We start from the raw sequence: 20876 nt of genomic DNA, 5'->3' as shown, positions 1-20876 counted from the left end.
TATCCTCCTACTCTGCATACTGTTCGATATCGTCGTACAGTGCTTTATAATCATCACCTTTTTCACAGAACTCATCATGAATCGGTGAAACAGCTTCGATAAATGCTGTTTTATCAATGTCTCTGTAAATGGTAACGCCGTGGTCTTCTGCTTCTGCAATTGCTTCATCCATCATTCTGTTATACATGGTTTTGAAATTATCATTTGTCTCGCCCAGACATTTCACAAGATATTCCTGCTGCTCTGCTGAAAGGCTGTTCCATTTCTTTGTACTGATGATATAAATATCTGGAGAATACTGGTGTTCTGTATATGTATAGGATTTTACAATATCCTGATGACCGTCAACTGTCAGAACAAGTTCTGTGTTCTCTGCTCCGTCTACCACCCCCTGCTGCAGGGCGGAATATGTCTCGCTCCCTGCCATCGGTACTGCGGACCCGCCCATGTACTTAATCATTTCCATAGAGGTGGAACTGGGCATGGAACGAATTTTCTTCGATTTTAACACGGAGGGATCTGTAACTGCTTTGTTCTCCTTTAAGTAAAAATTTCTGGAACCATTTGCATAATATCCGATGGCAATATAGCCCTCATTTGCTGTTGACCGGAAGAGTTCCTGTACAGCTTCGCTCTTCTCCATCGCCTCATAGTAATGTTCCTGACTTGTGAACAGATACGGTACTGCGAAAATCGAATATTTGTCCTCAAACTGCCCTAACGTATTTGAACTTACTTTTGCCATGTCCAGGATACCCGCCTGAACCATCTCGATTTCTTCTTTTTCTGAACCGAGTACTCCACTCGGATAAATGTCAATTTCGAGATTCTTTGATGCATCTTCTGCAACAAACTCTGAAAACTTTGCAATTGAATCTGCAATTTCTGAACCATCTGCCTGATTATGTGCCATACGGATGTTAATTTTGTCTGTGCTGTTTTCGCTCAGAACCATACCAAAGGTTATGACTACTGCGGCCAGGCCTATGGCCGAAACCGCAATGCCTATTTTTTTCTTTAAGCTTCCCATTTTTACTCCTTCTCCTAAAAAACATCATATCGATTACGGCGCCTATAATCGAATACATAATATATTGTAACTGTTGTTATTCTAGCATATGGTTATGACAATTTTCTTATCTATATTGCACTTATTTCACTTTTTCCAAAGTATATTGCTCTATCTTTTTATAAATTTCATCCGCTTATCCAATCGTAACCGTCTCTCCGCCCGGAATGTGATATTCTTTTTTATCTATCAGCATCCACACATCCAGCACACCCGGATTGAAGATATAATCGCCGGACGCACTGTAAACCAGCCTCTGGGCCGCCATTACATACCTGTATATTTCTTCGTTCGTGGCATACCAGATTTCGTCATGCCCGCCTGCCTGTTTTAGAAACTCCTCCATATCCTTCCACTGGTCAAATGCATCGAATTCATAAGTATGTCCCCATACATAAAAAAGCTGGGGCTGCCTGTACATTTCGTTATCAACAGGTTCTAAGAATTTTTCCCATAAAGAGTATAGTGTATTTTCTGTGTGATGAATAGTTGGATGCCATTCCAGAAAATCCTCCGGCAGATGAAAGCTAAAGTGCTGCTTTGTTGTTCTGGAATAGGTGATACCACACACCTTCGCTGCGTTTTTCACCTTATCATTGTAGGTTCCGAACGGATATGCCATTCCAGTAACCGGTTTTTTTGCAATTTCCTCCAGTTCCCTGCGGCACGCTGCGATTTCATATGCAATCATTCCCTCCGGAACACGCGGCAGATCAGGATGCGTCATTGTATGTACTGCAATCTCATGCCCTTTGTACAGCTCTGCTATCTCGCATTTATCCATCTTGTAATGGCTGACTTCGATTCCGGGCTGGCTTAACCAGTCTTTGTTTCCCATCAGTCCGGGATTCAGATTGAATGTACCTTTGAGATGATAACGGTTTAGCATCTCCACGAATCTCCGGTCCTGCGTGATTCCATCATCGTAACTAAAAGTCAAAGCTTTCTTCCCTTCGGAAAGAGTGGTATGTCCTGTCTTAATCTTAACATAGAACCTCCTTCATAAACATGATGTCATGCTGTGCGGTCTGAGGATTCATTTCCTCACGAAGCAGATACATATCCGGCGCATTTTCACGAAGCCATTTAGATATTGTGTCATACTGAATACAGCCTTCCCCCAGCAGTGTTGGCTGATATTCCTTGTTTTCCCCAAACATAAAATCTTTGATATGCATGGCTTCTATATATTTGCCGATCTGCGACAGCCACCCGGTCCAGTACTTCTCCTGATCTGTGGTATCGGGAAACTCCAGCAAATTAGAAGCATCGAAAATCACACGCAAGTGCGCTTCGTCGTTCACTTTCTCCAGTACCTTGGCCAGCGCCTCCAGATTTTCGAGCGGGTGCCAGTATACCGGCTCAATCGCAAGCTTTACATCCAGCCTGACCGCCTCTTCCACTGCACGCTGCACACTGTCCAGCATATACGGATACCAGATTTTTTTTGCTCTGCATCCAGATGCGGATACGCAGTCTCTGTGCCGACTACATTCGCTCCTGCCTCTTTGCTGTAGGCCAGACATTGCTTTAACGTTGTGAGTGCATAAGCACGAATCTCCTCGTCAGGATTACCCAGATCCATATAGCAGCCAAATACCGGAATCTCCACTTTCTGTGCTTCAAATGCCCGTCTGATCCGTTCCAGATGAGCAAGTGTGATATCTTCATAGCTGTCGATTCCCGTAAATGCCTTCGGAAGCGCAAGCTGCGCCGCATCATATCCCTCCTCATGAAGGACACGCGCCAAATCTTCTATATTCATTTTCCCATAATCGTGTGCTCGTACACCAATTTTCATATTCTGATCTCCTTTTTTAAGACAAAGTTCCTTCTACAAAGAAAAAAGACAAAGTACACGCCCCTTTGTCTTCTTTTCTTGTCTTTACTAAGCTAAAATTTCTTTTACAACTGCCGCAATTTCTTCATCCTGACAATTTGCAAAGAAGTATTCCCGGAATTTCGCGCCGGATAATGCTCCTTTGACCAGCTCCTGATCCAGTTCCCCCAGGATATCAGTCAGTTTTCTGTAAGTAACCGTCTTGACTTCATCCAGAATCCGTTTATTTCTCTGTTCCGGAACAACGCGGTCTTTCGGATAACCTTTTCCGCCTTCTTCCACATATAATTTCTCGAAAATATATTCCAGATTGAGTTCTCCGCCCCAGCCGAATCCTTTTGCAAATGGAAGTGCAATAGCGTTTCCATCGTTGATCTGTGCAAATGTATATGCATCTAACGCGTCCTCCACATGCCCGCAGATAACGCCCGGAAAGGAGTTGCACGCAAGCATCGCCCCCTCTCCGGTACCGCATCCTGTAATGACATAGTCTGCCGCTTTTGAATTCAGCAGAACTGCCGCCAATATACCGATCTGTACATAGGTAAGCTGTGCCTCATCCTCCGCCGTAAACATGCCATAGTTAAACACTTCATGTCCCATTGGCTCCACGACTTTTCTCAAAGAGCTGCAAATGATTTCATTTTTTGCCGCCTGACTGTTTTCGTTAATTAAAGCGATCTTCATCTTATTTCTCCTCCATTATAATAAGTCCTGATTTGGGATATGGTCCATATCATCGAAATCCTGATTCTCTCCGACCATTCCCCAAATAAATGTGTAGTTTCTGGATCCGCTGCCGGAATGGATCGACCAGCTTGGCGAGATGACAGCCTGCTCATTACGGACAACGATATGTCTTGTCTGCGTGGCTTCTCCCATGTAATGCATCACAAATGCGTCTTCCGGAAGATCAAAGTAAAGATACACTTCCATTCTCCGGTCATGTGTGTGGCACGGCATCGTATTCCATACGCTTCCCGGCTCAAGATGCGTCATGCCCATCTCCAGCTGGCAGCTTTCTACCTGCCCCGGGAGAATGTATTTGCAAATAACGCGGTGGTTGGAGTCTTCCAATGTTCCAAGCTCCACTTTGTTCTCTTCTTTTACAATGACAACACCCTCTTTTGGAGTTCCTTCCTGCTTGATTACGACTGTCGGATAGCTTGTGTGTGCCGGAGCGCTGTTCAAATAAAATTTTGCCGGATTCTCTGCATCGTCACTTGCAAATGTGATATCCCTGGCGCCTTTCCCGATGTACATCCCCTCTCTGGCTCCCACCTTATGCACGCTGCCGTCTACGGTAACCGTTCCGTCCCCGCCGATATTAATAATCCCCATCTCACGCCTCTCGAGGAAATATTCCGCACGGAGTTCATCCCCGGCTGTTAATTTTAAGCTATGTGCCACTGGCATTGCCCCGCCTGTGATAATACGGTCAATATGACTGTATACTAATTTAATATCGTCCGGGAAAAAAATCTGTGGAATTAAAAATTCCTCTCTTAATCTCTCTGTTGTATAATGTTTTACGTCTCTTGGCGATGCTGCGGTTCTAAGTTCCATTGCTTTTATCTCCTTTTTTATTTTTACATTCTATAAGTTCTTCTAAGTTTTTACATTGTAAATCATACCATAACAAGGTGCAAATTTTCTTACTAAAATTGCCTATTTTATATGTTTTTATAAGAATATTGCACTTTATACTATTACCAATAGAAAAACCTCTCCGCCTGCTGCAGAGAGGTTTTTCTTTACATTATATTCCCACATGGCATTAGGGATTTATTATCTTTGGACACGTCCGGAAGCATCGCCTCCGGCAAGTTTTAACACTTCGTCCATTGATACCATATTGAAATCTCCTTCGACAGAGTGCTTCAAACATGAAGCCGCTACTGCGAATTCGATGGCTGCCTGTGAATCATATCCGTTAAGGGAGGCACAGATAAGTCCACCGCCGAAACTATCGCCGCCGCCAACACGGTCAACGATATGCATTTTATATTTTTTGCTAAAGAAATAATCAGATCCATCATATAACATTGCAGACCAGTTGTTATCATTTGCTGATATAGATTCACGAAGTGTAATCGCTACTTTCTTGAAACCGAATCTGTCAGCAAGCTGTTTTGCAACGTCTTTGTAACCTTCGTGGTTTACAGTTCCTGTTGTGACATCTGTGTCAGCTGCCTTGATGCCAAATACATCTGAAGCATCTTCTTCATTCGCGATACAAACATCCACATATTGACATAAACCGCCCATTACCTGGCCTGCCTTTTCTTTGCTCCAGAGCTTGTTGCGGTAGTTCAGGTCACAGGATACTGTAACTCCCATCTCATTGGCAGCTTTACAAGCTTCGAGGCAGATTGCCGCAACCTCATCGTTGAGCGCCGGTGTAATTCCTGTAAAATGGAACCACTCTGCCCCGTCAAAGATTTCCTTCCAGTTAAAATCAGATGCGGAAGCTGTACAGATTGAAGATCCCGCTCTGTCATAAATAACCTTGGAAGGTCTCTGGGAAGCACCTTTTTCGAGGAAATAAATACCGATGCGTTCGCCGCCTCTTGCAATATAAGAGGTGTCCACCCCATATTTTCTAAGTGAATTTACAGCCGCCTGTCCAATCTCATGTGCCGGAAGCCTGGTGACAAATTTTGCATCAAAACCGTAATTTGCGAGTGAAACTGCAACGTTAGCTTCTCCGCCGCCATATGTTGCGCCAAATGTGTCCGCCTGAACAAACCGGTAATATCCCTCCGGTGCAAGTCTTAACATGATTTCTCCAAATGTGATTACTTTCTTTGACATTCTACTAATCTCCTTATAATTAATATTAGTAACTGTTCAGGACCATGAACAGTCACTAATATTCTTGCTATTTTATATACCTGATTAAGCTCTTGCTGCTTTTACGATTTCTGCCGCCTCTTTGCACAGTTCTGTAATCTTGTCAAACTCGCCAGCTTCAATCATATCGCCCTTCACCATCCAGCTCCCGCCGCATGCAAGAATCTTGTCACACTTCAGGTAATCTACAACATTTTTTGCACTGATTCCACCAGTAGGCATCACCTTCAGCTTCGTGTAAGCCGCGCACATTGCCTTGATCATCGAAAGTCCGCCTGACGGTTCAGCCGGAAAGAATTTTACAACGTCCAGCCCAAGTTCCAGCGCTTTCTCAATCTCGCTCGGCGTTACAACACCCGGGCACACCGGAATCCCCTTTTCCTGACAGTAAGTAACGGTCTTCGGATTCAGTCCGGGACTGACGATAAATTTTGCTCCGGCTGCTACTGCACGGTCGACCTGTTCTGTTGTAAGAACTGTTCCTGCTCCAACCAGCAGATCCGGATATGCTTCTGACATCAGACGAATGGATTCCTCTGCTGCATCTGTACGGAATGTAACCTCTGCACACGGAAGTCCTCCTTCGATTAGCGCTTTTCCAAGCGGCAGAGCGTCCTTTGCATCATTCAATACAACAACCGGAATGATTCCGATTTCACCAAATTGCTCTAAAATTGCGTTCATGTAATCTCCTCCAATGAAATAAATAATTGCATCTCGCATTTCGTTCCGCATTATGAAACCATGTTTTGTAATATGGAACTGTTGACTTTTATTATACTCATTTATATAATAAAGTCAATACATTTTTTCGTATTTCTTTATTCCCGCGAGAAAGAAAGAAGGCATTGATTATAATGGAAAATAAAAACCCAATTCAGGTGGCCGACCGTCTTTTTCAGACTCTGGAGGTTCTGGCTGAGTCAGGCCCTACCGGTCTGATGGAACTATCTTCAAAGCTGTCTCTGAACAAAAGCACCGTACACCGTATTCTCAACTCTCTGATTTATATGGGATATGTGAAACAGAATCCGGAGACTACTAAATATAGTCTCACGTTTAAGATTTGGGAACTGGCAAACCAGTTACTGACCCAAAATGACATTGTAGATATTGCAAGACCACATCTGAAAGAACTTGTCTCCAAATGCGGCGAGACAGTCCATCTCGTTCAGGTGGATGGCCGAAAAGCTGTATATATTGACAAAGTCGAGTCTTATACTAACTCGGTACGGCTGGTGTCGAAAGTCGGAAAGAGTATTCCACTCTACTGCTCCGGTGTCGGAAAAGCATTACTGGCGGAAATGGATCTGGATGACGCCCGGGAAATATGGGATAACAGTGACATTCAGGAATTGACGCCGCATACCATCACCGATTTCAGTGAGATGCAAAAGCACCTAAAACAGGTTCATACACAAGGATATGCCATCGACGATGAAGAAAATGAATTAGGCGTTCGATGTATCGCCGCCTGCATCAAGGATTATAAAGGGAAACCTAAATACGCATTTAGTATTTCCGCACCGGTCAACCGTATGTCAGATGAACGGATTGCAGAACTTGCCAGAGATGTCCTGGATACACAAAAAAAATTAGAAGCAGAGTGGAATTAGAATCTACTCTGCTTCTAATTTAAATTTGTTCTGTTAATGGATACCTTCTTTTATCAGTGTCCATTCCTGACATCCATATTCCGTTGCGCCCCATTGCCCTACTGATGCACCGTCTTCCGCAGAATTACTAAATACTTCAAGATATTTACCACTGTTTTTATTCACAATATGGCAATATCCACCTTCTGTCTCTTCCAGTAACCATATCTGTGAATCACTCTCGGCATAATCGTTTTGAATCGCTTTTGCCCCATCAGCTGCACTCTGCCCTTCAATATCCAGATAAAGGCCGCTGTTCATGTTTTTGATTCTATAACCACCATTTCCTGCTTCTTCAAAATTCCATTTCTGGCACCAATGATCTGTTATTCCCCATTGACCTGCTTCTGCACCCTCATTTGTTAATGCACTTTTAATTTCCAGATACTTGCCACTGTTTTTATTAATAACAGAAAAATCATCCGAAGTTTCGCTGACCTGTATGCAGTCCAATTCCGCAAAACCTACATTTTTTGCAAATTTAACGGAATTTGTACCAGAATTTAAATAGCAGGTAAAACTACTCCACAGATAGCGGTCCCAATTAACTGTAACAGGATAATTTACTGTCCCTATCTCGGTTCCATTAACAGAAACCGTATGAGAGGCCTCTGTTCCCTCACCATTGGAATATCTGACTAAGATATTATAATTCCCTGCATTTTCAACTTTTATGTTTTGGAAATCAACCGCACTGTCTGATTCATTAATATATTGTACTTCTTGTCCATTAGATGCATCGATGGCATTGCCCGCCTGGGCATTTGTGATCACTGCCTTTTCCGCTTCGTAAATGCAGCCTTTCAAGGGAAGAGTGCCAACCCGTACATCGTTCAGATTATAGCTTACTCCATCAATTATCTTCGAGTTATTGAAGTTCTCTACGTTAGTGGCCTGATAGAGGGTCGTATTATCCGGGCTTACATCAAAACTCTGACTAAATCCTGAAAAATAACCTCCTGCCAAATCATTATAATCATAGGTCACTGCCATTGGAAGACGTTCCCATGCTCCCTGTCCCAAATTATAGTTTACATAAAAATTCTGTCCGCCACTGATATTGTCACTGCTATCCGTTCCCCACTTTGCAGATATTACAACCATCCCATTCGGCCCCCCTGCATCAATCCATTTTACATAGGGAGAAGAACCGATTCCTCTGCCATCTGCCAAAGCAACCCGGGTTCCAGGACTTCCTGCGTCCCACGTCACACCATCATCCGAAAATTTGCAGTAAACGACTGCATTATTCTTACTCAGGCTTGGTCTGTTAACCATTTCATATGTAGCCATGTACCTTCCATTTGGCAGTTCTGTCACCGTTATCATCCCCGGCCTGTCACTTGTATTATTAATAGCTGTTACATTCGTAAGTCCGCTCCAATTCACACCATCTGATGAAGTTTTAAGCGATACCGCCTGCAAAACACCATCAGATTTCTGTCTTTCATCAGAATAATAGCATACCAATTCTCCTGATGCACTCATTCCCAAAAATGGCTCCCATACAGTTGTTGTAGAAGATGTGGTACTTGGATCATATATGCAAGGTCCCCCATTATCCACTTCGCTTAGAAACGACCACGTATATCCCCCGTCTATACTCTTATACAATACAATTCTTGACTGAGTATAAGGATCATCGTCAAAAATATTTCCGGCCAACAGGATTGTCCCCGCCGGCATGTCCCCCACCTGAGTCGGCAATTCATACAGACACGGCTGGGAAGTCCTTAAAAGACCATATTCCTTATCATATACATTACTAATCAACTGCCAGTTGTCTCCGTTGTCCGTACTTTTATAAATAGGATAAACCTGTTTTGAAACACTTGTCCCGTCTTCCATCGCAATAGTTACATTTTTCAGTTGATCATATGTACACAATAAAGTTCCGTTAGCATTACCACTATTTTTTAAGCAGATAATTCTGGAATATGTAGCCCCTCCCGGATCGAATGTCGCATCTTTGTCTGAAACATAAACAACAGTACCATTATCCGTCGTTTGCGCCGACGCAGGAACAGAAAAACAAAATACCAATGTAAATACCGCTACTAGTGCAGTCAGTTTCTTATGCCATTTTCTCATCCTTCTTACCTCCTCTTTTATCAACTAAGCATTGCTTTTTCTAATTTATAAAAGCTAAAAATTATTTTCAAAAGAAAATACGGGACATCCCTCTTCATCCCACATGATTTTCATGCGATATACATGTCTGTTAGGATCATATAACGGGTCTCCGGTAATCTCGTCGTATTGCCGGGCATGGTAAATCATAATATCCGCTGCCCCATCTTCTGACTTTGTAAACGAATTATGGCCAGGCCCCAGAATTCCTTTCTTCCAATCGGTTCTTAAGACGGGAATCCTTTCCTTTTTCCACACACGCGGATTCAGGAGTTCTTCATCATCCGGAATACTCAGCATTCCCATACAATAACATGCACCCGTTGCGCTCGCCGAATAAGTCAGATATAACATCCCGGCATGGCGCAACAGTGCCGGACCTTCATTCACCCAGAAATCAACCCGCTCCCAATCATAATCAGGAGAGCTTAAAAGCACTTGGGGTGTAGAAAGCCTAACTGGACTTTCCATTTCTGCTATATATAGATTCGATATCTTCTTCCCGACACTAACCTTTTCTGCCCATACACAGTACCATATCCCCCGATTCTCGAATACAGTCATGTCAAGCGAAAAATCTCTGAAGGAAAAATCGTCAGACGCCTGCATCTGCCCCAGTTCCTTCCAAGGGTCCTTCAGCGGGTCTTTGCCTGAGCATTCAAGGACATACGGACGTATCGCCCATATATCATCTTTATCACCTGCTGCATAATAAATAAACCACTTACCTTCAATATAGTGGATTTCCGGTGCCCATATATGCATGCTCATAATCCCCTGCTCATGCTTCTTCCATATGGTAACTTCATCCGCATCCTTCAGACCATCAAGCGTACTACTTTGACGGAGCACGATCCGGTCATATTCCGGTACAGATCCGGTAAACAGATAGGTTCCATCTTTATGTTTATAGACATAAGGATCTGCCCGCTGAATAATAAATGGTTCATTATAATTCGTTTTTATAAAATTGTCTCTATTCACTATTATTTCCTCACATTACTACTATCTGCCCCATACCACCTGTCTGTCACAGAGTTTCTCTGTCTAATATCTTATAGTTCAGATAAATGGCTTTCGGTGAATATTCCTCCGAATCTATCTGGGCAAGCAGTTCTGAGACTGCCGTTGCTGCAACCCCCTCAAGATTTGTTGATACTGTTGTCAACTTAGGTGTAATAAATTCCAGAATACTAATGTTATCGAATCCCATTAACCCAAAATCTTTCGGTATGGTCATTCCATTCTGCTGCCCCCAGCGCATCACATTCAGGGCATAGCTGTCGCCAGAGCATAGAAAAGCCGTCTTTTTTTCTGTTCCTTTATCAATCAGACATTTCACATCCTGCAGATAGTCAGTCTTACCAATCACCGAGGATTCAATCTCCGGATATTTGGCCATTGATGCCTGAAACCCTAAAAGACGCTGTTCGTGAACATATATATTTTCTTTTTCTTTCACAGCCAGCGGGGGGCAGATAAATATAATTTTTTGATATCCCTTAGATACGATCAAATCTACTGACTCCATAGCAGCTGCCATCTCATTAACCTGTACTGTTGTGATTGCGTCCGACACTTGGTTTCCTATACAGACAATCGGAATATGGAGCGAAAGCAGGAACTTTTCAAACTCTTTCCCTTTATTAATCGGGCTGATTAGTATCCCTTCCATCTGACGGTCAGCAAGCCCCTGAATAAGTTTCTGTTCCCAATCCAGACTTTCATCACAGACCACAATATTCGTAAAATACCCTCTCTTGTCCGCTTCCTTATTAATAATATTTAAAGATTGGACAAAATACATATTCTCAATATTTATCGTTACTACGCCCAGAGACATAGTTCTGCCATGATTCAGGCTTCTTGCCAGCAGATTCGGACGGTAATTATATTCCTTGGCAACAGACAGAATCCTTTCCCTTGTCTCCTTGCCAACACTCCCCCGGTCATTTAAAGCCCTCAGCACAGTTGTTCTCGACACACCGCATTTTTCAGCTATCTGATTTACAGTGATTGCCATCTTCCACTACCTCCGTTCATTCGTTAAGCCCCTGCATTTCTAAGCCGGGACGCATCATACCCTGCATAAAATCAGCTTAAGTATAACACCAAAACATAACTGCCGCAACGAAGACAACCCGTTATATTTCTATACGAATCATGTTAAAAGACAGCGGTTCGATTTCTGCAATACAGCTGCCTGATATAACATGTGCCCCTTCTCTTGAGCAGGGCTGAACAGCCGTATGGTCATATTGATTTGTCATCTTTTTGTCATCTGCCGTCATGCTTACAAATTCTGTGACCTTCTTTGGCTCAAAATTCTGCAGCATCACTTCCACTTTCATTGGTTCGTCTTCACTCTTGTTAACTACGAAAATAACAATTTCATTTTTTTCATCGTTCCAGACAACAACCTCATCAAGATACGGAACTTGATCAAAGTCTTCACACTGGTATGTAGGTCCTAATGAGGTGCTTCTTAAAACAATCCCCCTCGCATAATTTGCAAAATAGTAGAATGGATAATAGATTGTCTGAAGCCAGAGTCCACCGTCTTTTTCAGTCATAATGCATGCACTGACATTTGTAAGAAGGGACTGGCATGCAATCTTTATCACATCAGCGTTTCTCAGCATAACCATCTGCATTCCCGCAAAAAGCAGGGCATCCTCAAGAGTGTAAATCTGTTCGCTGATTGCAGGCGCAACCTTCCAGGGTCCTTTCGACACTTCCATATTTACAGAATCACCCGGAAGCGCCCAGACGCCCCACTCATCAACGCTGAATTTCATCTCCTTACAGGAACGTTTTTTCTTCTTTATCACCTGAGCAGCGGAACGGATGGTCTTAATATATTCCTCCATATCGAGTGTCTGGGCCAGAAACGCTTTTGTGCCTTTTTCCTGCCCGCCATAATATTGGTGCAGGGCCAAATAGTCAATCACGTCATATGTATGCTCGAGAACTTCCATATCCCATATTGGATATGTTTCCATATTCGAAAGCGAACTGCCACATGCAATCAACTCTATATTGGGATCCACCAATTTCATAGTCTTCCCTGTTTCTGCTGCCAGACGCCCATATTCACCGGCTGTCTTATGCCCGATCTGCCACTCCCCATCCATTTCATTGCCAAGGCACCACATTTTCACACCATATGGTTCTGAAATGCCATGAGCCTTCCTCATTTCACTATACTTCGTCCCTCCCGGGAAATTACAGTATTCAATATATTGAACAGCTTCCTCTATCCCTCGGGTTCCCAGATTCACGGTGAAAATCGGCTCAATATTAGCTTTCCGTGCCCAGCGGATAAATTCATCCGTCCCGAATTCATTCGTTTCTACAGCCTTCCATGCAAGCTCAAGCTTTCTCGGCCGGTCCTCCTTCGGTCCAACACCATCTTCCCAATGGTAAGCAGAAACAAAGTTTCCGCCCGGATAGCGTACTGCCGTCACCCCCATTTTCTTTACTTTTTCAATCACATCACTGCGAAAACCTTCTTCATCGGAGTTTAAGTTATCCGGTTCGTACACTCCTGTATAAATAACTCTCCCCATATGCTCCAGAAAAGAACCATACAGCCTTGGATCAATGCTGCCTATTATAAAATTTTTATCGCAAATTATTTTAGCCTCTAACATATGATTCTCCTTACCCCTTTAATCCGGCACTTGCCATACCTTCCACGAAGTATTTCTGCCCTGCCATATACAGAATAAACATCGGAAGAAGTGAAATCAGCGCACCTGCAAATGCGGCGCCATACTCGATGGTATTCTGCCCAATAAATAATGCCAGTCCGTTTGCAAGTGTACGCATCTCTGTCCTGCTCGTCACTATCATCGGCCACAGCAAATCATTCCACGAACCATTGATACTTAAAATAACCAGAGTGATCGCTGCCGGTTTTACCTGCGGCATCATGATTCTCCAGAATATTCCCATTTCGGAAAGCCCGTCAATTCTGGCAGCCTCGGCCAGTTCCTTTGGTATGCCTGAAAAGGCGGCGCGCATCATGAAGATCGAACCTGCAACTGCAACTCTTGGTATTATCAGCCCCCAGTAAGAATCGTACATACCCATCTTGAACACAACGAGGAATAGCGGGACCATAATAACCTGAAATGGTACCATCATTGTCGCCAGAGTCATTAGGAACAGCCCTGTCTTTCCTTTGAAATCATAAAAGGCGTAGGCATACCCGGCCATACTGTTTACAACAACAGCCAGCAATGTGGTTCCCCCTGCATAAATAATTGAGTTAAGCATATAACGAAGAATATTAATTCGGTCCTGTACATCAACAAAATTTTCCAGAGTCAATGATTTCGGTATAAAAGTAGGCGGCCAGGATATAATCTCCTTCTCCGGCTTAAACGCGCTTAATGTCATCCATATAACCGGCACCAGAACCAGCAATGCCAGAATGACCAAAACGATAAAGATCGGAATACTGATTGTTATATTTTTGATTTTAATCGCTTTTTTCTTTTTCATACTAATCCTCCTGATTCATTTTGCGATACATTATTACAGTAACAACCATGATTATCGCAAATAAAATCACCGACATTGCAGACGCATACCCCATACTCGAACGGGATGAAAATGCTCTGGAATAAATGTAAGTAACCGTGGATTCTGTTGTATAATTCGGTCCACCATTTGTCGTAATATAGATGATGTCAAATATCTGTAATGCCCCTGCAAACCGTGTCATTAAAATGTACCAGAAGGTCGGTCTGATGGAAGGTGCGGTGATATGCCAGAACTGCCGTATCTTCCCAGCCCCGTCCATTTCAGCCGCTTCATATAAGGACGCTGATACCTGCTGGATCGCCGTCACATAAATAATTGCAGAAATACCAAAACTCCTCCATATGGATATAAATGAAACGACGAATATTGTCAGTCCCGGTGTATTCAGGAAATTAATCTTCCCCAGCCCCATTGATTGTAACGCCGCTGTAACAAAACCAATATTGGAGTGAAGTATCATCTTCCACATAATACCGATTGCTGTCGCAGAACATATGACGGGCAGAAAATAAACCGCTCTGAAAAATTTATTCTTTATATTATTCTTTGTAATCAGCGCTGCAACTACCAATGCTCCCAGAACCTGCAGCGGCACCTCCAGCCCCGTAAAAATAGCAGTCACTTTTAAGCTGTTTATAAACCGGCTGTCCCGAAATGCTTCGACAAAGTTTTCCATACCGATGAAACGTGCCGAGTCCATCGTGATGGACACATCAAACAGACTTAGTCCAAAAGCTATAATTAGCGGCACCACACTAAACAGGATTAACAAAATGACCGATGGGGCCAAAAAGAGATACGCACTTCTGGAAGGCTTATTCCAGTATTTCATCATTTTCTTCATTTAACTTCTCCTACCCGCCTGTCTCAAATTCCAAAGAAAAGGCGGCTACACGGAACCGCCTCTCCACTTGCCAAAAGTCCCTGAAATCAGTTATTTATTATATTCCCCAACAATCTTATCTGCAGTTGTCTGGGCTTTTTCAAGTGCATCATTCACCGACATGTTTCCAAACGCTACGGAGTTAATCATCTCAGGGATGACATCATTCAGAATATCATTGATTCCCGGAAAACTTGAATCAACAATAAAGTCCGTCGGTGCATCTGGATTTGCAGAAGACATCACACTAAGTTTTTCACTTTGTTTATATTCATCTTTCTCCTGAACGGAATATGTATAAGCAGGAAAACCATTTGCCACTGACCACTCTAAAGCCGGACTTGATCCCTCTTCATTTTCTGAATTCCACCATTCAATGAATTTATATGCAGCTTCTTTCTCCTCATCGCTTGCTGTCGTTGTTACAGAAAATCCGAGTACTTCTACAGAGTTCATATCCCCTGCATCTCCCTGAGGTATCAGACCGATTCCGTAATTAACACCTGCTGTATCAAGTCCTGCCGTGACCCAGGGGCCCCCGACAGTCATACCAATCTGCCCTGCACTTACCATAGAATCCGTATCCGCTTCCAGAGGGTTATCCCCGTTTTCTGTTAAAGTCTTATACATCGTAAGGAAGTCAGCATATCCCTTATTTCCTGCAAAGTTTGCCTTCCAGCTGCCATTATCATCCGTTACTGACAACCCGCCCAGACGCTGCATCATATGTGCAATCTGGTAAGGATAATCATAGGAAATACCCGATCCATAAACATTCTTGCTCTCATCCGTAATCTTTTCAGCATATGTCTGCCATTCTTCCCATGTTGTCGGAGGAGCCTCTGGATCAAGTCCTGCCGCCTCGAATAAATCTTTATTCCAGTACATGTAATAACCTACAACCTGAAATGGTACAAAATATAATTTATCTCCCTCGGAGCAATAATCTAAATAAGATTGTATGAAATCATCCTTATCTAAATCAGTTTTGTCAAATACATCACTGATATCCTGCATATAGTCCCCATATGTAAATCGATAGGCACTTGAACTTAAAATCATGGTAGGACCTGTGCCTGCTGCAAATGCAGTGGAAAGCTGACTGTCAAAATCTGAAGAAATATCCATCTCAACAGTAATTCCATCTTCATTCTCTTTATTATATCGGTTCACCAGCTCAACCAGCATATCTCCGTCTGAACCTGTAAAGCTGTTCCAGAATGAAATTGTGGTTCCTTTTGATTGATTTTTTGCATTCGTTTTTTCTGATTTAGAGTTTCCTCCTGAACCACTTCCGCAAGCTGCTGTTGAAACAATCATCATTGTCGAAATACCAAGTGCAGCCATTCTTTTCCACTTGCTCATTTTATTCATAATCCTGTCTCCCTTTCTTGAACATTCAGCAAACACACTTACCGGTTTATCGTATATCTGCTTTTTGGTTTAAATGTACACGTGTAACTAATTTTTATAAATAAAGGATATTCCCTTTGTGCATAAATGTCAATATAATTTTCCAAAACTAGCATATTGCATTAATATTGCACATATATTTTGTTGAATATCACAATTATATTTTAATATTATCTGATTTTATAATATTAATATAGTATTTATTAGAATGTTCACGAGTACTCTATTATTCCAATCATATTATTTATTTAACCTATCATCCACAGCCTATTTTCCAAACAAAAAAAGCACTGAAAATGTCATCTCTTTTTACATTCTCAGTGCTTTTCACTTTTATAAATTTAATTAATCATTAACATCCTCGTGTACATGATCTTCCCACTACACGAATATTACCATAATACTGACAATCAGTACCGACACCGCATTTGAAATCAGCATCGTTCCAATCCCAAGAAGGGGACCAACCTGACTCTTTATGTATCCTTTTTCTGCTTCGCTTTCTCCGGCTGCTGCCGCATTATTTGTCAGCATATCATTCACAGGGAACCCCATCATACAGTTCATCGTCAGTACAATACCACGTTCTGCCCGGAATCCGCAGACCTTCGCCCCGACAATCCCGCACAGTACAAGCACGATCGTGGAGATGACAAACACAATCAGCAGCGGTGGAATAAACGCTACCAGTCCCTGCCACGGGCAATTGGCAATTGTATTGGCCATCAGTCCCATCAAGCCTAATAACAGAAGCCCATATGCATCCGCTTTAAACAGAGGCGCTTTATCCATAAAGCCAAGACTGCCGAGGATTAACCCAAACAGCAGTGCCGTAATATTCGGATTAATATTCAGACCAGCCAGAATCGTCCCGTGAAGCAGATTGTTGATGACTGTCACTATCATAATAATCCCCAGGAAATACGCCGTGTTTTTATATTTTGCAGGAATTCTCTCACAGAACGGAACCTTCCCAGCCTGACCAGCCGCAGGACTCTTACCATTTCCGGGGCAGCCCGGCCCGGTCATCGGCGGAATATTGCCTGCCCCCTCAGGAGCGCCCTGATTTCCACCTTGTGAATTCCTTGCTCTGAATTCCTGAGAAAGTGCCTTTCCTTCTCTCTTCAGCGCCCACGTTACAACCGGAACACTGAACAATCCCTGAAACATGAACACAAGCCAGGGAAACACAGAGATTGCCGGATTCTTGTCCAGTACCCATCTCGAAGCGATCGCACAGGAAGCGCCGCCGCCGATTACTGAGCCTGGAGCCAGAAATGCAAGTCCCTTCCCAAGTATTGGAGTAAGCCCGAATCCAACAATTACAACAAGAACCAGAGAGGCTATAATGCAAAGAAGTGATTCCTTTTTCTTCGCCTTCAGCATCTTCAGATTAATCATTGTACCGGAATGAATAACCAGCACATTAAACGCAATCGTACCTACTGCAATCATATTAGCAGAAAGCAACATATCCTTCGGAAGGACCCCCGTCCCAAATCCAATAGCAAATATGACACCATAAATCAGCGGCATCGGAATCATCGATTTTAATTTTGCCGCTATCGCCAATGAAACAAATGCAATAGCAAGAAATACCAGAAAACTCCTGTCAAACGCCCACGTATACTCAGTCCCCATAAAAAATCACCTTCCTCACTTCGCCTCTTAAGCTTAGTTCTTTCAAGCCTTGTTATCTTGCTATAAGTATAAAGGAACGGTGATTTTTTTACTGTCAGAAAACTGACATATGTGTACATTTTGCTACTTCTTCCGCAACTTTTGCAGCCACACGCGGATCGAACGGGGACGGGATAATGTATTCCGGTTTTAGTTCTTCATCGGTGACAAGTGAGGCTATTGCACGGGCTGCGGCCAGCTTCATGTCATAATTGATATCCCGCGCGCCTGCATCCAAGGCCCCGCGGAACAAACCGGGGAATGCAAGCACGTTATTGATCTGGTTTGGATAATCGGAACGCCCGGTTCCCATGACTTTTACCCCTGCCTCGACAGCATCCTCATAGGTGATTTCCGGGGTCGGATTCGCCATCGCGAAGACAACCGGGTCCGGTGCCATCGTCCGCACCATTTCTTTAGTCAGGATGTTCCCTGCTGAAACGCCTACAAATACATCCGCATCCACGATCGCATCCTTCAAAGTCCCTGTAATCCCTTCCGGATTTGTCAGTCTGGCCAGTTCCAGCTTGTGCCCCACTGCGAACGGGCATCCTTCTGCCAGAATCCCCTCCAAATCACAGATTGTCATGTGCTTCACCCCGGCATGCAGCATCATTTTTGCAATCGCGGTTCCTGCGCTCCCTGGCCCGTTCAGCACAACCTTGACATCTTCTATTTTCTTCCCCACAACTTTCAGGGCATTCATAAGTGCCGCCGTCGTCACTATCGCCGTTCCGTGCTGGTCATCATGGAATACAGGGATATCCAGTTCCTGTTCCAGCCTCTGTTCGATCTCAAAGCATTTCGGAGAACAGATATCCTCCAGATTAATGCCGCCAAAACACGGCGCTATCCGCTTCACAGTTTCAATGATTTCCTCCGTATCCTTTGTGTCTAAACAGATCGGAAATGCATCTACCCCGCCAAATTCCTTGAATAGAATTGCCTTTCCTTCCATGACCGGCATTGCAGCCTTCGGCCCGATATCTCCCAGGCCCAGAACTGCAGTACCGTCCGTTACAACTGCAACCAGATTACCTTTGGCTGTATAGGAATATGCTTTTTTCTCGTCCTTATGAATCTCCATACACGGGCTGGCTACTCCCGGTGTGTATGCCGTACTCAGATCTTCCCTTGTCTTCAGCGGCACTTTACTGCACACTTCAATCTTTCCACGATATTTTTCATGCATCTTTATTGCTTCTTTTCCATAATCCATAACGGGCACCTCTTTCTTCCTTTCTTACTCCATATTCTTAAGCAGAAGTTCTTTTCCTGAAATTCCGGGTTCCGTCATATTCTTTACATCCAGTATCTCGTTTAACTCCTCCTCATTCAGAAGCCCTTCCTCCAGAATCAGCTTTCTGACAGACTCCCCTGTCTTCACTGCCGTCTTTGCCAGTGACGCCGCCTTCGCGTATCCAACATGCGGGCAGAGTGCGGTAACGATTCCGACACTGTTATCCACCAGTTCTTTACACCGCTCCCTATTTGCCGTAATTCCACTGACACAGTTATCAACAAATGTCTCAACCGCATAGGCCAGAGTATCGATGGACTGGAACAGACAGTAGAATACAATCGGCTCAAATGCATTGAGTTCCAGTTGTCCGGCTTCAGCCGCCATCGTGATTGTCACATCATTTCCTATGATGTTAAATGCTACCTGGTTGACTACTTCCGGAATCACCGGATTTACTTTTCCGGGCATGATGGATGATCCGTTCTGTTTCGCAGGAAGGTTGATTTCACCGAATCCGCATCTCGGTCCGGATGACATCAGCCGGAAATCATTCGCAATCTTTGAAAGTGTCACTGCGCAGGCCTTTACGGCACCGGAAACTGCCACAAACGGATCCAGGTTCTGTGTTGCATCGATCAGGTCATAAGCCTGCACGAGATCCATATCACTGATCCGTGCCAGATTTGGAACAATCCTTCTTAAATATGCTTCGTCTGCATTGATTCCGGTTCCGATTGCCGTCCCGCCCATATTCAGCGTCCTCATCTCTTCCTGCGCCTTTTCCATACGGTTGATATCCCGCTGGATCGCAACCGAATAAGCCTTAAATTCCTGACCAAGACGGATCGGTACCGCATCCTGCATCTGGGTTCTTCCCATTTTGATGATCGTGTCGAATTCTTCCCCTTTATCACAAAGTGCCTTATGTAACCGCTCCAGTTCTTTCTTCGCATTTTTCAGAAGTTTCAGGGAAGTCATTTTCCCGGCAGTCGGAATAACATCATTGGTAGACTGTCCGCAGTTTACATGGTCATTCGGATGTACAATGGAATAGTCGCCCTTCTGCCCGCCCAGTAATTCAATGGCACGGTTTGCAATCACCTCATTGGCATTCATATTAATCGAGGTCCCTGCCCCTCCCTGTATCGGGTCTACGATAAACTCATCATGAAGTCTGCCCTCCATGATTTCATCGCAGGCTTTCACGATTGCCTCAGCAATATGTTTATCGAGCAGCCCAATCTCACAGTTTGTAATCGCCGCTGCTTTCTTGATCTGCGCCAGACTGTTGATTACCTCCGGATGCATGGACAGCCCCGTAATTCGGAAGTTTTCCGCAGCCCTCAGGGACTGCACTCCATAGTACACGCCTTCCGGAATATCCTTGCTCCCGATCGAATCCTTTTCCGTTCTGCATTCCATTCCATCTATTTTTTTCTTCATCACCATAACAAATGACCTCCCAGATTGAATCGCCTGTTTCTTTTTACAGACATATTATAAATCCGGGAGGTTATATAATCAAAGACATATATTCGTATAGTATCCATAACCATTTA

At 43.6% G+C, this 20876-nt stretch carries 19 protein-coding genes; 1 reads left to right on the top strand and 18 read right to left on the bottom strand.

All coding sequences use genetic code 11. The annotated features are described in order from the left end of the window. Window positions 1-7: 7 nt before the first annotated feature. From dctP to ABIN22_RS15545, 8 genes are all read right to left on the bottom strand, one after another. On the bottom strand, window positions 8-1030 hold the full coding sequence (gene dctP, locus ABIN22_RS15580) for a TRAP transporter substrate-binding protein DctP (RefSeq protein WP_118620188.1): 1023 nt from the start codon (window positions 1028-1030) through the stop codon (window positions 8-10). A 175-nt stretch (window positions 1031-1205) separates the two neighbouring features. After that, window positions 1206-2009 (bottom strand): polysaccharide deacetylase family protein, encoded by an 804-nt coding sequence (locus tag ABIN22_RS15575; protein WP_346909795.1) that lies wholly within the window; start codon window positions 2007-2009, stop codon window positions 1206-1208. A 43-nt stretch (window positions 2010-2052) separates the two neighbouring features. Continuing rightward, on the bottom strand, window positions 2053-2496 hold the full coding sequence (locus ABIN22_RS15570) for a sugar phosphate isomerase/epimerase family protein (RefSeq protein ID WP_346909793.1): 444 nt from the start codon (window positions 2494-2496) through the stop codon (window positions 2053-2055). After that, a complete protein-coding gene (locus tag ABIN22_RS15565; protein ID WP_346909791.1) occupies window positions 2445-2870 on the bottom strand; it encodes a sugar phosphate isomerase/epimerase family protein in 426 nt (141 codons plus the stop codon). Before ABIN22_RS15565 ends, ABIN22_RS15570 begins: the two co-directional genes overlap by 52 nt. A gap of 87 nt (window positions 2871-2957) precedes the next feature. Continuing rightward, window positions 2958-3596, bottom strand: a complete 639-nt coding sequence (locus tag ABIN22_RS15560) for an RpiB/LacA/LacB family sugar-phosphate isomerase (RefSeq protein WP_346909789.1) — start codon at window positions 3594-3596, stop codon at window positions 2958-2960. A 15-nt stretch (window positions 3597-3611) separates the two neighbouring features. Beyond that, window positions 3612-4475 carry a 5-dehydro-4-deoxy-D-glucuronate isomerase gene (gene kduI / locus ABIN22_RS15555; RefSeq protein ID WP_118620185.1) on the bottom strand — a complete coding sequence of 288 codons (864 nt, stop codon included), beginning with the start codon at window positions 4473-4475 and terminating at the stop codon, window positions 3612-3614. A 222-nt stretch (window positions 4476-4697) separates the two neighbouring features. Then, complete coding sequence (locus ABIN22_RS15550) at window positions 4698-5723, bottom strand: PfkB family carbohydrate kinase (RefSeq protein ID WP_346909786.1); 1026 nt, start codon at window positions 5721-5723, stop codon at window positions 4698-4700. Between the two features lie 84 nt (window positions 5724-5807). After that, entirely contained in the window at window positions 5808-6446 is a 639-nt protein-coding gene (locus tag ABIN22_RS15545) for a bifunctional 4-hydroxy-2-oxoglutarate aldolase/2-dehydro-3-deoxy-phosphogluconate aldolase (RefSeq protein ID WP_118620183.1), read from the bottom strand. 173 nt (window positions 6447-6619) lie between these two features. Here ABIN22_RS15545 and ABIN22_RS15540 point away from each other — a divergent pair, with 173 nt between their 5' ends. Further along, entirely contained in the window at window positions 6620-7378 is a 759-nt protein-coding gene (locus ABIN22_RS15540; protein ID WP_109732597.1) for an IclR family transcriptional regulator, read from the top strand. A 33-nt stretch (window positions 7379-7411) separates the two neighbouring features. On the opposite strand, the gene ABIN22_RS15535 is transcribed toward ABIN22_RS15540, so the two are convergent. The 10 genes from ABIN22_RS15535 to ABIN22_RS15490 form a co-directional block, all read right to left on the bottom strand. Further along, window positions 7412-9508 (bottom strand): RICIN domain-containing protein, encoded by a 2097-nt coding sequence (locus ABIN22_RS15535; protein WP_109732598.1) that lies wholly within the window; start codon window positions 9506-9508, stop codon window positions 7412-7414. 54 nt (window positions 9509-9562) lie between these two features. After that, a complete protein-coding gene (locus ABIN22_RS15530; protein WP_109732599.1) occupies window positions 9563-10531 on the bottom strand; it encodes a glycoside hydrolase family 43 protein in 969 nt (322 codons plus the stop codon). A 46-nt stretch (window positions 10532-10577) separates the two neighbouring features. Next, window positions 10578-11570 (bottom strand): LacI family DNA-binding transcriptional regulator, encoded by a 993-nt coding sequence (locus ABIN22_RS15525; protein ID WP_109732600.1) that lies wholly within the window; start codon window positions 11568-11570, stop codon window positions 10578-10580. Window positions 11571-11691: 121 nt separating this feature from the next. Next, window positions 11692-13200, bottom strand: a complete 1509-nt coding sequence (gene arfA / locus ABIN22_RS15520; protein ID WP_118620182.1) for an arabinosylfuranosidase ArfA — start codon at window positions 13198-13200, stop codon at window positions 11692-11694. Window positions 13201-13210: 10 nt separating this feature from the next. Beyond that, a complete protein-coding gene (locus tag ABIN22_RS15515) occupies window positions 13211-14056 on the bottom strand; it encodes a carbohydrate ABC transporter permease (RefSeq protein WP_109732602.1) in 846 nt (281 codons plus the stop codon). Between the two features lies 1 nt (window position 14057). After that, entirely contained in the window at window positions 14058-14942 is an 885-nt protein-coding gene (locus ABIN22_RS15510) for a carbohydrate ABC transporter permease (protein WP_109732603.1), read from the bottom strand. Between the two features lie 90 nt (window positions 14943-15032). Beyond that, window positions 15033-16355 (bottom strand): extracellular solute-binding protein, encoded by a 1323-nt coding sequence (locus ABIN22_RS15505; protein WP_346909782.1) that lies wholly within the window; start codon window positions 16353-16355, stop codon window positions 15033-15035. Between the two features lie 420 nt (window positions 16356-16775). Further along, window positions 16776-18035: a hypothetical protein gene (locus ABIN22_RS15500; RefSeq protein WP_346909780.1), complete on the bottom strand. Its 1260-nt coding sequence runs from the start codon at window positions 18033-18035 to the stop codon at window positions 16776-16778. Between the two features lie 94 nt (window positions 18036-18129). Further along, window positions 18130-19293 (bottom strand): NAD(P)-dependent malic enzyme, encoded by a 1164-nt coding sequence (locus ABIN22_RS15495; protein WP_118620180.1) that lies wholly within the window; start codon window positions 19291-19293, stop codon window positions 18130-18132. Between the two features lie 24 nt (window positions 19294-19317). Further along, window positions 19318-20766: an aspartate ammonia-lyase gene (locus tag ABIN22_RS15490; RefSeq protein WP_109732607.1), complete on the bottom strand. Its 1449-nt coding sequence runs from the start codon at window positions 20764-20766 to the stop codon at window positions 19318-19320. Between the last annotated feature and the right edge of the window lie 110 nt (window positions 20767-20876).

The organism is Faecalicatena orotica, assembly GCF_905197545.1.
Classification (GTDB): Bacteria; Bacillota; Clostridia; order Lachnospirales; family Lachnospiraceae; genus Faecalicatena_A; species Faecalicatena_A orotica.
Note: the sequence above shows the minus strand (reverse complement) of the source record. Positions and strands in the feature narration are given on the sequence as shown.

Coding starts and splice junctions, on each gene's coding strand:
- dctP (WP_118620188.1), bottom strand. CDS start 1,030: ATGGGAAGCTTAAAGAAAAAAATAGGCATTGCGGTTTCGGCCATAGGC.
- ABIN22_RS15570 (WP_346909793.1), bottom strand. CDS start 2,496: ATGCTGGACAGTGTGCAGCGTGCAGTGGAAGAGGCGGTCAGGCTGGAT.
- ABIN22_RS15565 (WP_346909791.1), bottom strand. CDS start 2,870: ATGAAAATTGGTGTACGAGCACACGATTATGGGAAAATGAATATAGAA.
- ABIN22_RS15560 (WP_346909789.1), bottom strand. CDS start 3,596: ATGAAGATCGCTTTAATTAACGAAAACAGTCAGGCGGCAAAAAATGAA.
- kduI (WP_118620185.1), bottom strand. CDS start 4,475: ATGGAACTTAGAACCGCAGCATCGCCAAGAGACGTAAAACATTATACA.
- ABIN22_RS15550 (WP_346909786.1), bottom strand. CDS start 5,723: ATGTCAAAGAAAGTAATCACATTTGGAGAAATCATGTTAAGACTTGCA.
- ABIN22_RS15545 (WP_118620183.1), bottom strand. CDS start 6,446: ATGAACGCAATTTTAGAGCAATTTGGTGAAATCGGAATCATTCCGGTT.
- ABIN22_RS15540 (WP_109732597.1), top strand. CDS start 6,620: ATGGAAAATAAAAACCCAATTCAGGTGGCCGACCGTCTTTTTCAGACT.
- ABIN22_RS15535 (WP_109732598.1), bottom strand. CDS start 9,508: ATGAGAAAATGGCATAAGAAACTGACTGCACTAGTAGCGGTATTTACA.
- ABIN22_RS15525 (WP_109732600.1), bottom strand. CDS start 11,570: ATGGCAATCACTGTAAATCAGATAGCTGAAAAATGCGGTGTGTCGAGA.
- arfA (WP_118620182.1), bottom strand. CDS start 13,200: ATGTTAGAGGCTAAAATAATTTGCGATAAAAATTTTATAATAGGCAGC.
- ABIN22_RS15515 (WP_109732602.1), bottom strand. CDS start 14,056: ATGAAAAAGAAAAAAGCGATTAAAATCAAAAATATAACAATCAGTATT.
- ABIN22_RS15510 (WP_109732603.1), bottom strand. CDS start 14,942: ATGAAGAAAATGATGAAATACTGGAATAAGCCTTCCAGAAGTGCGTAT.
- ABIN22_RS15505 (WP_346909782.1), bottom strand. CDS start 16,355: ATGAATAAAATGAGCAAGTGGAAAAGAATGGCTGCACTTGGTATTTCG.
- ABIN22_RS15500 (WP_346909780.1), bottom strand. CDS start 18,035: ATGGGGACTGAGTATACGTGGGCGTTTGACAGGAGTTTTCTGGTATTT.
- ABIN22_RS15495 (WP_118620180.1), bottom strand. CDS start 19,293: ATGGATTATGGAAAAGAAGCAATAAAGATGCATGAAAAATATCGTGGA.
- ABIN22_RS15490 (WP_109732607.1), bottom strand. CDS start 20,766: ATGGTGATGAAGAAAAAAATAGATGGAATGGAATGCAGAACGGAAAAG.